The organism is Pseudomonas sp. CCI4.2 (assembly GCF_034350045.1).
Classification (GTDB): Bacteria; Pseudomonadota; Gammaproteobacteria; order Pseudomonadales; family Pseudomonadaceae; genus Aquipseudomonas.
This window is the reverse complement of record NZ_CP133781.1, coordinates 4,642,218-4,653,875: the sequence shown is the minus strand read 5'-3', so window position 1 is coordinate 4,653,875 and position 11,658 is coordinate 4,642,218. Positions and strand designations below refer to the sequence as shown.

Annotated in this window: 12 protein-coding genes; 6 read left to right on the top strand and 6 right to left on the bottom strand. The window is 58.4% G+C overall.

The features are described 5' to 3' along the window. Positions 1-66 precede the first annotated feature (66 nt). The 4 genes from RHM65_RS20995 to RHM65_RS20980 all read left to right on the top strand — a co-directional run bounded on the left by RHM65_RS20995 (position 67) and on the right by RHM65_RS20980 (position 2,362). Positions 67-1,089 (top strand): NAD(P)H-dependent glycerol-3-phosphate dehydrogenase, encoded by a 1,023-nt coding sequence (locus RHM65_RS20995; protein WP_322169295.1) that lies wholly within the window; start codon positions 67-69, stop codon positions 1,087-1,089. A 42-nt stretch (positions 1,090-1,131) separates the two neighbouring features. After that, positions 1,132-1,476 (top strand): DUF4389 domain-containing protein, encoded by a 345-nt coding sequence (locus tag RHM65_RS20990; protein ID WP_322169298.1) that lies wholly within the window; start codon positions 1,132-1,134, stop codon positions 1,474-1,476. After that, positions 1,473-1,928: a phosphohistidine phosphatase SixA gene (gene sixA, locus RHM65_RS20985; RefSeq protein ID WP_322169301.1), complete on the top strand. Its 456-nt coding sequence runs from the start codon at positions 1,473-1,475 to the stop codon at positions 1,926-1,928. Before RHM65_RS20990 ends, sixA begins: the two co-directional genes overlap by 4 nt. 173 nt (positions 1,929-2,101) lie before the next feature. Further along, on the top strand, positions 2,102-2,362 hold the full coding sequence (locus RHM65_RS20980) for a hypothetical protein (RefSeq protein WP_322169304.1): 261 nt from the start codon (positions 2,102-2,104) through the stop codon (positions 2,360-2,362). 96 nt (positions 2,363-2,458) lie between these two features. On the opposite strand, the gene RHM65_RS20975 is transcribed toward RHM65_RS20980, so the two are convergent. Beyond that, a complete protein-coding gene (locus tag RHM65_RS20975; protein ID WP_322169307.1) occupies positions 2,459-3,217 on the bottom strand; it encodes an anti-sigma factor in 759 nt (252 codons plus the stop codon). Next, the gene (locus RHM65_RS20970; protein ID WP_322169310.1) at positions 3,214-3,726 is read right to left on the bottom strand and encodes a sigma-70 family RNA polymerase sigma factor; all 513 of its coding nucleotides are present in this window, start codon (positions 3,724-3,726) and stop codon (positions 3,214-3,216) included. The genes RHM65_RS20975 and RHM65_RS20970 overlap by 4 nt, the downstream gene beginning before the upstream one ends. A 176-nt stretch (positions 3,727-3,902) precedes the next feature. Between RHM65_RS20970 and RHM65_RS20965 the strand changes: the two genes are divergently transcribed. Together RHM65_RS20965 and RHM65_RS20960 are read left to right on the top strand one after the other, a co-directional pair. Continuing rightward, positions 3,903-5,000: a catalase family peroxidase gene (locus RHM65_RS20965; RefSeq protein WP_322169313.1), complete on the top strand. Its 1,098-nt coding sequence runs from the start codon at positions 3,903-3,905 to the stop codon at positions 4,998-5,000. Further along, positions 5,000-5,539: a cytochrome b gene (locus tag RHM65_RS20960; protein ID WP_322169317.1), complete on the top strand. Its 540-nt coding sequence runs from the start codon at positions 5,000-5,002 to the stop codon at positions 5,537-5,539. Before RHM65_RS20965 ends, RHM65_RS20960 begins: the two co-directional genes overlap by 1 nt. Before the next feature lie 237 nt (positions 5,540-5,776). On the opposite strand, the gene RHM65_RS20955 is transcribed toward RHM65_RS20960, so the two are convergent. The 4 genes from RHM65_RS20955 to RHM65_RS20940 all read right to left on the bottom strand — a co-directional run bounded on the left by RHM65_RS20955 (position 5,777) and on the right by RHM65_RS20940 (position 11,618). Next, positions 5,777-6,922: a M14-type cytosolic carboxypeptidase gene (locus tag RHM65_RS20955; protein ID WP_416195114.1), complete on the bottom strand. Its 1,146-nt coding sequence runs from the start codon at positions 6,920-6,922 to the stop codon at positions 5,777-5,779. 260 nt (positions 6,923-7,182) lie between these two features. Further along, on the bottom strand, positions 7,183-9,174 hold the full coding sequence (locus RHM65_RS20950) for an acetyl/propionyl/methylcrotonyl-CoA carboxylase subunit alpha (protein ID WP_322169320.1): 1,992 nt from the start codon (positions 9,172-9,174) through the stop codon (positions 7,183-7,185). Next, entirely contained in the window at positions 9,171-9,986 is an 816-nt protein-coding gene (locus RHM65_RS20945; RefSeq protein WP_322169323.1) for a gamma-carboxygeranoyl-CoA hydratase, read from the bottom strand. Before RHM65_RS20945 ends, RHM65_RS20950 begins: the two co-directional genes overlap by 4 nt. A gap of 24 nt (positions 9,987-10,010) precedes the next feature. After that, complete coding sequence (locus RHM65_RS20940) at positions 10,011-11,618, bottom strand: carboxyl transferase domain-containing protein (RefSeq protein WP_322169327.1); 1,608 nt, start codon at positions 11,616-11,618, stop codon at positions 10,011-10,013. Between the last annotated feature and the right edge of the window lie 40 nt (positions 11,619-11,658).

Here is an 11,658-nt window from a genome sequence, read left to right as displayed (position 1 = left end):
GGTCGCGCCAGCGTGGCGCCGTATAATGCTGCCATCGCCAAACAGATGGCTCTAGATGGATTGGTTATGACTCAACAGCGACCTATCGCGGTTCTTGGAGGCGGCAGCTTCGGTACTGCAGTGGCGAACCTGCTGGCAGAGAACGGCTATCCAGTCAGGCAATGGATGCGCGATCCGGCCCAAGCCGAAGCCATACGGGTGAATCGAGAAAACCCGCGTTATCTAAAAGGCATCAAGGTCCACCCGACGGTTGAACCGTTGACCGATCTGGTGACAACCCTGGACGACAGCGAACTCATCTTTGTCGCCTTACCTTCCAGTGCGCTGCGTGCGGTGCTGGCCGAACACGCGCCGCGCTTGACCGGAAAAATGCTGGTCAGCCTGACCAAAGGCATTGAGGCGAACACCTTCAAGCTGATGAGCGAAATTCTTGAGGATATTGCTCCCCAAGCGCGCATCGGTGTGTTGTCCGGTCCCAACCTGGCGCGTGAAATCGCCGAACACGCGCTGACCGCCACCGTGGTCGCCAGTGCCGATGAAGACCTTTGCCAACAGGTTCAGGAAGTGCTGCACGGGCGCACCTTTCGGGTGTATGCCAGCGCTGATCGGTTTGGCGTGGAATTAGGCGGGGCACTGAAAAACGTCTACGCGATTATTGCCGGGATGGCCGTGGCACTGGGCATGGGTGAAAACACCAAAAGCATGCTGATCACCCGCGCCTTGGCCGAGATGACCCGATTCGCCGTGAGCCAGGGCGCCAACCCAATGACGTTCCTCGGCCTGGCCGGGGTGGGCGATCTCATCGTGACCTGCTCATCGCCCAAAAGCCGGAATTATCAGGTGGGTTTTGCCCTCGGCCAGGGCTTAAGCCTTGAAGACGCGGTGACACGGTTGGGCGAAGTTGCCGAAGGGGTGAACACTCTGAAGGTGCTTAAGGTCAAAGCCGATGAGCTACAGGTCTATATGCCACTGGTCGCGGGTTTGCATGCGATTCTCTTTGAGGGCCGCACGCTCAATCAGGTCATTGAAGTATTGATGCGGGCCGAGCCAAAAACCGATGTCGACTTTATTTCGACCAGTGGGTTCTAACTGCGCCACTGATACTGACGCCACAGATAACAGGTGAGAATCTTGAACGAATCCAAACTCAAGCAGCATGAATCAGTGTTGCTGCGCATTATGTGGATGCTGTTGTTCGTGTTGATTTGGCAACTGACGCAAGTGGTGCTCGGTTGCGTGGTGCTGGTGCAATTGGGCTATCGAATAGCCTATGGCGCACCGAGCGGCAGCCTGATGAACTTTGGCGACAGCGTCAGTCAATACCTGGCCCAAATTGGACGGTTTGGTACTTTTCACAGCGATCAAAAACCGTGGCCTTTCGCCGATTGGCCAATAGCACGCGCACCGGAAGGCGAAGCGCCGCACCGTGTACCGCCAGCACCTCATCCGGTGCGTGACGAGGAGCCGAAACTATGAAGTTGTGGATCCTGCGTCATGGGGAAGCCCACTCTCAGGCGCCCAGTGATGCTGAGCGGGAGTTGACGCCCCACGGCAGAGGTCAGGTTCTGAGCAGTGCGGCGCACCTGCTGGGCAAACCGCTGACCCGAATCATCGCCAGCCCTTACCGGCGAGCGCAGCAGACCGCCGAATTGGTCCATCAGGTGTTGGGGTTCAGCGAACCGATCCTGACCGTCCCTTGGCTAACGCCAGACAGCGACTCGCGCCTGGTGCTCAATCAATTGGATAACTATTCCACGCAAGACGTGCTTCTGGTAAGCCACCAACCCTTGGTGGGCTCGTTGGTGAGCGTGTTGGTTCATGGGCATTATCGCCACGCGCAACCCATGAATACGGCGAGCCTGGCTGAACTGGAAGGGGATTTTCCTCTGGCGGGGCTTATGGAATTGCGTACTGTTCACCACGTTTGAGGGTGACTCGCTCGTCGTATGTTGTTAGTGCCCTAATGAGTGTTTTTTAGTAAAAAACTCACTCGAACGGGTGTTCATCGGAAAGTGCGATAGAACTGCTGTGTTTTCCAACGAGATATTTATCCGCTGCTAACCTACTCCTTGCATTGCACTTAATCGCAAGGGTTGTGGATTTGAAAGGTCGGTTGCTGTACGCGTTTTTGAGCCTAATGCTCAGCGAAACCACGTCAGGTGCGCAGCTTCAAGTTGAGGTTCGCGTCAATGTGCAGCGCGGCTGCTTGCTGGTCTCCCAAGTCAGCGATGCCAGCCTAGAGTCGGCGGGGCTGCTGAATTTTGGCAGCACCGCGCGGCTCGACGATCCCACCAGCACTCTCGATGCCCAGCTTCTTTCTGCGCGGTTTGCCCGTTTGGAATGCAACCCAGATACCGCGTAACAACTGCAAGTAGACGCGGTTTGAACGGTGGCGTCGCCGATGTGCATCATTGAGTGGGCGCTAACGCCGCTATATCCCACGGACACCTGATCAACCCTAGATAGGCTGCTGAATAACCTGCCGGGCTGCTTGCGCTGCCGGGTCGTCGGCTTGGCTGACCATTGCATAGTTGTAACCGCCACTGGACCAATAATCGGCCTGCAGTTCACCGTCACGACGGCTTCCACGCGGCAGCATATGATTGTGTGGTCCTGGTGGGCGGATATAGAAGCTCACCTTGCGCCCAGTCCCATCCTCATAAACCACCATCGCTGCCGCACCCTGTTCGGTGCTGGTCAAACGCCCACTGATCGGTTTGAACCCTGCCGCCTCAAGGTCCGGAAGGCGACTGGCGTGAGAAAAATTTTTGTCCAGCCAACCCTGGGCGTTGCTGGTTTTCTGCGCATTCCAGTCCGATGCCACATTGTCATTCACCGCAAACATCCGGTACGCCTGTACTGCGTCGGCCATCGGCAGGACGTTGTTGCTCAGGGTCATTTCCCGCGCCTGCCAACCGCTCAAACCGCCGACGCTGACAGCGATCAGCAACACCGCCGCCGAGGCGTAGTTCCGATAAGACGAACGACGCAGGCGCTGACGAATGAACGCCGGGTCCAGCTCGGCATTGGGTGCTTGGTGTAGACCACCGCTCAATGCTGCGCGCAAATGCTGGGCGTCCAGCTGCCACGCGGCAATGTGCTCGGCCTGCTCTGGGTGTGCGGCCAGCCAGGTTTCCAGAGTCAGGCAGTCGGCATCACTGAGTTGATGATCGACATAAGCGTGCAAGTCGCGTTCGCTGGGGGGCAGGGTCATCATTTCAATATCCGCAAAGAGGGAAGTGTGATTTCACCGTCGCTGAGTTGGCGCAAGGCTTGGCGAGCACGGGACAAACGGGACATGACGGTGCCAACAGGAACATCAAGAATCTCAGCGACTTCTTTATAACTAAGGCCTTCGACCGACACCCACAACAACAGCGCACGTTGCTCGGTGTTCAACAGGCCGAAGGCTTCGAGTGTCGATTGCGCGACCACCGTGCGTTCGACGGACGGCTCATAGTGATCGTCACGGCCGCCAGTGAACAGTTCCAACATGCGGCTATAACGCCGAGACCGGCGATGCGCATCCAGGAACTGCCGATACAGAATCGAAAATAGCCACGCGCGCAAATCACCCTCGGGACGTTTGTCGGCCCAACGTGACAGGGCTTTCTCAAGACTCGACTGCACCAGGTCATCCGCGCTGCTGGAGTCGCGGGTCAGCCATACGGCGAAGCGACGCATTCGCGGCAATAACTCACGGAGTTGATCGTCAAATTCGTTCATCGGCCTGCGGGTTCCATGTCAGCAACTATGATCAATTCAGATCGTGTGACCAGAGAGACGCCTGTCGGTGAAGGTTATTCCACGGCCGAAAAATAAAATCTCACCGATGGAATAACTCGTCAGCGCCAGCGTCACACAGTACTTACACCTTGAGGCCAACGGCCCTGGAGTTTTTCATGGTTGACCCTTTACCGCCGACATCGCGCCCGCAAAAGCCGCCCTTGAGTGCCGCAAGCACTGTTTTTCGACTGGCGGGCATCGCGGTAGTGGTCGCCGCCGCCGCCGGTATCTTCGCCTACGTGGGGGGCTATTTCGACCCGCAGCGACTGACGCCCAAGTTGTTTACTGATCGTCTTGAACAGAGCAACGGCATCCATCCGGGTTTTCGGCGCAATCACTCAAAAGGTGTCTGCGTAGCAGGGTACTTCGAAAGCAACGGTGCAGCCGCCGAGTTTTCCAGTGCGCAGGTGCTAAGCGCCACGCGTACGCCGGTGGTTGGCCGGTTCGCGTTGCCGACAGGCAATCCGTATTCGCCCGACAGCGCGGCGCCCATTCGCAGCATGGCCTTGCGTTTCAAACAGGCAAATGGTCAGCAATGGCGAACCGGGATGAACAGCATGCCGGTGTTCCCAGTGGGTACACCGGAAGCGTTCTACGGGTTGCTCACCGCCACCGCCCCGGATCCCGCAACGGGTAAACCCGACCCGAGCAAGCCGCCCGCGTTCTTCGCCGCGCATCCTGAGGCCGGACCGTTTCTGGCATGGGTCAAGACCGCCAAACCGTCGGCCAGTTACACCACCGAGCAGTACAACAGCCTCAATGCGTTCTACCTCGTGGGTGCCGACGGCAAACGCCAAGCCGTACGCTGGAGCATGGTGCCAGTAGATAAAGACGAGCCGGGCGCCCAGGCACCTGAGGCCAAGGATTATTTGGAAAAAGACCTGGATCAGCACTTGGCTAGCGGCCCGCTGCGGTGGGACCTGATTTTCACCTTGGCCAATGCGGGTGACCCGATCAACGACGCCAGCAAATCCTGGTCCGCCGATCACCGGACGGTGAATGCTGGCACGCTGGTATTGGAAAGCACCCAGCCACAACTCAACGGCGACTGCCGTGACGTCAACTACGACCCGTTGGTACTGCCAAGCGGTATCGAAGGTTCTGACGACCCGTTACTGGCGGCGCGGTCGGCGGTTTACGCATCATCCTACCTGCGCCGGACCCGTGAAGTGGACCAGCTACCCACCTCAGCCTCGACTCAGGAGTCCAAATAATGAACGGCCAACCTTCGCATTTCGCACCCTTGGCGCGCCTGTTGCATTGGCTGATGGCGTTGATGATTTTGTCGATGCTGTTCATCGGTGCCGGAATGGTTGCTTCAGTTTCAGAACGGCATGAGTGGCTGTTGCACATTCACAAACCGCTGGGCATCGCTATTTTAGTGCTGGTGATTGTGCGGCTCTTCGTGCGCTTCTCCAGCAAAACGCCGCCCTTGCCAGCAGACCTGCCAAGCATTCAGGCGCTGGCGGCAAAGCTGTCGCACTATTTGCTGTATGCCCTGATGCTGGTAATGCCGTTGATTGGCTGGGCAATGATCTCGGCAGCCGGTGACCCCGTCATGCTCAGCCACTCAATAGAGTTGCCTTCGATCATGGCGGCCAACCCACACACCTTCGCGTTGCTGCGCAAGGCACACACCTACTTGGCGTATCTGTTCTTCCTGACCATCCTGCTGCACGTGGCGGCTGCTTTGTTCCATGGCTTCATCCGCCGCGATGACGTGCTGGACAGCATGGTGCGTGGGGAGGATTGAGGACGAGGCAACGTGTTGGCGATGAGATGGGCGCTGCGGTACGTCAGACAAACCGCGCCGCTCGCTTCCCGAATGAATTCGGTCCCACAGATTCTGGCGATGTACTGATTTTCTGTAGGAGCTGCCGAAGGCTGCGATCAGGCCAAAGGGCCTTCGCCAACAAGTTGGTATCTACAGTCCTGTCAGCTAATCCCACGATCCGCTGTGGGACCGAATTTATTCGGGAAGCTTTTTGTCTCAACGCAAAACCGGAATCATCTCCGCAATCGTGGTCAACACGTCCTTGGCCAGTTGTTTCGAGCGCTTACCCGACCAACCCGTGAGCGCGTCCGGCGCATCGTCGTTGTCTTTGAACGGCATCTCCAAGGTCAGCGCCAAGCACTTATAGCGCTCGCCGGTGCTGTTGCAGGCCAAGTCCATGTTGGCGTGTCCAGGACGTGCGCGGGGATAGCCATAGCGTGATTGGAAATCCCGGGTGATCTCGCTCAAACGGCGGCGGAAATGTTCTTCCAACTGCTGCTGATGAGGCGTGTAACCGGGGTTGCCCTCGCAGGCAGCGGCGAAGATATAAGGAATCTCCTCGTCACCGTGTACATCAAGGAACAGATCAACACCGTACTGTTCCATCTGCTGCCGAACGAAAAACACCTCCGGGCTGAGCGCTTCGGTGGAGTCTTGCCAGGCCCGATTGAGGTCCTTGCCCATGGCGTTGGTGCGTAAATGGCCATGGAATGAGCCGTCCGGGTTCATGTGTGGCACCAGGTACAGATTGGCCACCGAGAGTAATTGCGCCATGACCGGGTCAGCGACGTCCTGCAACCGCTCGATCAATCCTTCCATGAACCATTCGGCCATGTGCTCACCCGGATGCTGCTGGGCAATGATCCAGATATTGCGTTTGCTCGCGTTCCCATCACCCCTACGTAACAACTGAACATCACGGCCTTCGATGCTCTTGCCGGTCGCGATCAGCTCTAGGCCGGCCTTATTGATGGCCTGCTCGATCAACCGGTCGTGACGCACCCGGCTGTAGGGTTCGAAATAAGCAAAATAGACCTGCGGCTCAGTCGGTTCGATGCTGAAATCAAGAGCGGCTCCGTCATAGGTGGTGGGTACGCGAAACCAGTGTTCATGGTCGTAGGACGCCACGACGTTATAGCCGCTCCAGGCACGGCTGTAGCTGGATTGCCCTGCATTATTGAGGCTAAAGGCGTGCGCGTGGCCCACGTGCAGGTTCTCGACCTTGAAGTGAAACCACTGAAAGTGCGGGCTGCGAGTGTCTGGGCGAATCGCCAGTATTGTGCGGGAAGGGTTACTGGCGTCGATTACTTCGATGTTGCCGCTGTCGAAATCAGCGCTGATTTTGAGAGAGGTCTGAGTCACGATTGTTTCCTGAGTACGGCAGTGCCAAATAAGCCGGCTACTCTACACCATAGAAAACCAACCCAAAAAAAAGACCCGGCAAAAATGCCGGGTCAAAACCGTGATTAGCCTGATGAGGAGATAAACCAAGAGCCGACCTAAGGCTCTTGAGTTATCAGACTGATCTTGCGATCAGTTGCCGCAATACTAATCGTTATCATTCGCAAGTCAAAGCTTTTTCCTTCTTTGTTCAAGAAAGATTCTCAATAGTGACGCAGAGCCTATAGAACCGACGGATCTTCCAGCTCCACCAACGCGGTGCCTTCACTGACCATCTCGCCCTCTACGCAATAAATCGCTTTGACCACCCCTGCATGGGGCGCCCGAACGCTGTGTTCCATTTTCATGGCTTCCAACACCACCAGTTGCGCGCCGATGTCGACGCTTTGCCCGACCTCGACCATCACCCGCACGATGCTGCCGTTCATGGGCGCAGTCAGGCCGCCTTGTTGGGTATGGCTGGCCTCGACTTCGGCAATCGGATCAAGACGCTTGATCGTATGCAGCTCGCCCTGCCAATTCAGGTACAGCGTGTCGCCGCGCCGGATCGCCAAGTGCTGATGCCGAACACCGTCGTGTTCGATGACCAACTGTTCGCCCTGCAACCTGGCGCTGGATGCATTCGTGTTGCGCAGCTGGATCACCTGTTTCTGGCTGTTACAGCTCAGATGCAAGTCTATTTCGGCTGGAAGACCGGCGCGTAAGCCCCGGTTGCTGGACCAGGGCGAATGCAGATCATCCTGACGAACAGCGTTTGCCTGGCTTTGGCTGAACGCTTCACCGGCCGCCTGCCAGAACTCAGCCGTCAGTTCACCCGCTGGCGGCAGCAATTGCGCCTGATAACGCGGAATGAAATCAGTATCCAACTCCGCCGCGGCGAACGCTGGGTGGGCAATGATGCGGCGCAGAAACGCCACGTTGGTTTTCAGACCACCAATGGCAAACTCATTCAGCATCGCCAGCAAACGCAAGCGCGCTTGCTCGCGGTTTTCACCCCAGGCGATCAGCTTGCCGAGCATCGGGTCATAGAAAGGCGACACGCTGTCGCCCTCAGCCACGCCGCTGTCCACCCGGCGTCCGGGACCCGCCGCCGACTCACGGTAAATCGCCAAAGTGCCTGTTGCAGGCAAGAAGTCGTTAGCCGGGTCTTCGGCATAAAGTCGGACTTCGATCGCATGCCCGATCAGCGGCACCTGCGCTTGAGTAATCGGCAGCGGCTCGCCCTGTGCGACGCGAATCTGCCACGCCACCAGGTCCAGGCCGGTGATGGCTTCGGTGACCGGGTGTTCGACTTGCAGGCGCGTGTTCATCTCCATGAAGAAGAACTCACCGCGTGAGTCGAGCAAAAACTCGACAGTACCCGCCCCAACATAGCCAATGGTTTGCGCCGCACGCACCGCAGCTTCGCCCATGGCCCGGCGCAGTTCCGGGGTGAGACCGGGGGCGGGGGCTTCTTCCACGACTTTTTGATGGCGACGCTGAATCGAACAGTCGCGCTCATTCAGGTACAAACAATTGCCGTGTTGGTCGGCAAACACTTGAATTTCCACATGGCGTGGCTTGAGCAGGTATTTCTCCACCAGCATCCGCGAATCACCGAACGATGACTGCGCTTCCCGCTGAGCCGAGGCCAGCGCTTCAGCCAGTTCACTGACCTGCTCAACGACCTTCATCCCTTTACCGCCACCACCCGCCGTGGCTTTGAGCAATACCGGGTAGCCGATGCGCTCAGCCGCAAGGCGGAAGGTGTCAACGTCTTGCGCCGCGCCGTGGTAACCCGGCACCAGCGGAACGCCAGCGTCTTCCATTAACGCTTTGGCGGCGGACTTGCTGCCCATGGCATCAATGGCCGAGGCGGGCGGGCCGAGGAAAATCAGTCCGGCGTTTTCGATGGCGCGGGCAAAACCGGCGTTTTCCGACAAAAAGCCATACCCGGGATGGATCGCCTGGGCACCGCTGGCCTTGGCGGCGGCGATCAGTTTGTCGATCAGTAAATAGCTGTCTGCGGCTTTGCTGCCACCCAAATCGACACCGATGTCGGCTTCACGAACATGCCGAGCCTCGCGATCAGTGGCGCTGTGCACCGCGACGGTGGTCAGGCCCAGGGCTTTGGCGGTGCGCATGATCCGGCAGGCGATTTCGCCCCGGTTGGCCACCAGAATCCGCGTTAGCAGTGGGGCTGCAGTTAATGAAGGCGTTGGCGAAGCGCTCATGGGCGCGGCTCCTTATTGAGTTCTGGCTGCCACGTGGGTGGGCGCTTTTCCAGAAAGGCGCGCAAACCTTCCTGGCCTTCCGGGCTGACGCGAATCCGCGCGATGGCGTTTTCGCAGTAACGGCGCAGGGCAGGGGTTAGCGCGCCATTCCCCACTTCACGGAGCAAGTCTTTGCTGGCGCGCATGGCTTGAGGGCTATTGAGCAACAGGTTGTCGACCCACTGGTCGACCCGCTGTTCAAACTCGGCGACTGGGTAGCACTCGGCAAGCAGGCCGATCTCCTGTGCCCGAACCCCGCTGAAACGCTCGGCGGTCAATGCATAGCGTCGGGCAGCACGTTCGCCGATGGCTTGCACCACGAACGGACTGATCACTGCCGGGGCCAAACCGATGCGCACTTCCGACAGGCAAAACTGCGCATCGTCCGTGCCGATCGCCATGTCACAGCAACTGATCAGCCCCAGTGCACCGCCGTACGCGGCGCCTTGGACAACGGCCAAGGTCGGGATTTTCAGTTTGGCCAGGTTATACATCAGCTCGGCTAATTCCCGGGCGTCGTCAAGGTTGGTGCTGTAATCGAGCTTCGCCGATTCCTGCATCCAGGCCAAGTCGGCGCCCGCGCTGAAGTGCTTGCCTCGGCCACGGATTAACATGAAGCGCAGGCTGGTATTGGCTTGAACCTCATCCAGCGCCAAAATCAGCTCGCGGATCATTTGCGCGTTGAAGGCGTTGTTCTTATCAGGGCGGTTCAGCCAAAGCGTGGCAAATCCCCGTGGGTCGGTGTTCAGTTCTAGGGTATTGAAGTCGGTCATGTTCACTCCTTTGGCGAGGCCGGGTTACATCCGGAACACACCGAATGTGCTTGGCTCGATAGGCGCGTTCAATGACGCGGACAGCGCCAGCGCGAGAATGTCGCGGGTTTGCGCCGGGTCAATCACGCCGTCATCCCACAAGCGAGCGCTGGAATAATACGGATGGCCCTGATGTTCGTATTGTTCGAGGATTGGCCGTTTGATCGCGGCTTCCTGCTCGGCACTAAACACCTGACCGCTGCGCTCTGCCTGTTCGCGTTTGACCTGCACCAGAACGCCCGCCGCCTGTTCGCCGCCCATCACGGCGATGCGCGCGTTAGGCCACATCCATAAGAAACGCGGGTCATAAGCGCGGCCACACATGCCGTAGTTACCGGCGCCGAAGCTGCCGCCAATGATGACCGTGAATTTCGGCACTTTGGCACAGGCCACTGCGGTGACCAGCTTGGCGCCGTGCTTGGCGATGCCGCCCGCTTCGTACTTCTGGCCGACCATAAACCCGGTGATGTTTTGGAGAAACAATAGCGGGATACCGCGCTGGCAAGCCAACTCAATGAAGTGCGCGCCTTTCTGTGCGGATTCGGCAAACAGCACGCCGTTATTGGCCAGGATCGCAATCGGATAACCGTGCAGATGGCCGAAGCCGCAGACCAGCGTGGCGCCGAACAAGGCCTTGAACTCATCGAATACCGAGCCGTCCACCAGCCGCGAGATCACCTCACGCACGTCGAACGGTTGTTTAGCGTCAGCCGGAATGACCCCGTAAAGCTCTTCGCTGCCATACAGTGGGGCAATCGGGGCGAGTGTGTTGAGTTGGCCTTGCTTGCGCCAGTTGAGGTTAGCGATGCTGCGGCGGGCGATGGCCAAGGCGTGCTCATCGCTGTCGGCGTAATGGTCGGCGACGCCGGAAATCTTGCAGTGCACATCAGCACCGCCCAAGTCTTCGGCGCTGACCACTTCACCGGTGGCCGCTTTCACCAGCGGCGGCCCGGCGAGGAAAATCGTCGCTTGTTGCCGGACCATGATCGCTTCGTCGGCCATAGCTGGCACGTAAGCGCCGCCAGCGGTGCATGAGCCCATGACCACCGCGATCTGCGCAATGCCCACCGCGCTCATGTTCGCCTGATTGAAAAAGATTCGACCGAAATGCTCCCGGTCTGGAAACACCTCATCCTGGCGGGGCAGGTTGGCGCCACCGGAATCCACCAGATAGATGCACGGCAGGCGGTTTTGCTGAGCAATGGCTTGCGCCCTTAGGTGCTTTTTGACCGTCAGCGGGTAGTACGAGCCGCCTTTAACCGTCGCATCGTTGGCGACGATCATGCATTCGACGCCTTCAACTCGGCCGATGCCGACAATCAACCCGGCCGCCGGAACGTCCTCGCCATATACCTCGTGCGCGGTCAGTTGTCCGATTTCAAGGAACGGCGAGCCAATGTCCAGCAATCGATTGATTCGTTCGCGTGGCAGTAGTTTGCCGCGTGAGGTATGGCGTTCCTGAGCCTTAGGCCCGCCGCCCTGGTGAACTTGAGCCAGCAATTGGCGCAGGTTCTCAACGTGATTGAGCATCGCCGCGCCATTGAGTGCGAACTCAGGCGAGCGGGTATTGATCTGGGTATGCAGGATGGCCATGGGGCTACTCCGTGGATCTCCTGTAGGAGCGAACGTGTTC

What these genes read in the sequence shown, in the direction of transcription:
- RHM65_RS20995 (WP_322169295.1), top strand. Translation starts at nt 67, where the DNA reads ATGACTCAACAGCGACCTATCGCGGTTCTTGGAGGCGGCAGCTTCGGT.
- sixA (WP_322169301.1), top strand. Translation starts at nt 1,473, where the DNA reads ATGAAGTTGTGGATCCTGCGTCATGGGGAAGCCCACTCTCAGGCGCCC.
- RHM65_RS20975 (WP_322169307.1), bottom strand. Translation starts at nt 3,217, where the DNA reads ATGATGACCCTGCCCCCCAGCGAACGCGACTTGCACGCTTATGTCGAT.
- RHM65_RS20970 (WP_322169310.1), bottom strand. Translation starts at nt 3,726, where the DNA reads ATGAACGAATTTGACGATCAACTCCGTGAGTTATTGCCGCGAATGCGT.
- RHM65_RS20965 (WP_322169313.1), top strand. Translation starts at nt 3,903, where the DNA reads ATGGTTGACCCTTTACCGCCGACATCGCGCCCGCAAAAGCCGCCCTTG.
- RHM65_RS20960 (WP_322169317.1), top strand. Translation starts at nt 5,000, where the DNA reads ATGAACGGCCAACCTTCGCATTTCGCACCCTTGGCGCGCCTGTTGCAT.
- RHM65_RS20950 (WP_322169320.1), bottom strand. Translation starts at nt 9,174, where the DNA reads ATGAGCGCTTCGCCAACGCCTTCATTAACTGCAGCCCCACTGCTAACG.
- RHM65_RS20945 (WP_322169323.1), bottom strand. Translation starts at nt 9,986, where the DNA reads ATGACCGACTTCAATACCCTAGAACTGAACACCGACCCACGGGGATTT.
- RHM65_RS20940 (WP_322169327.1), bottom strand. Translation starts at nt 11,618, where the DNA reads ATGGCCATCCTGCATACCCAGATCAATACCCGCTCGCCTGAGTTCGCA.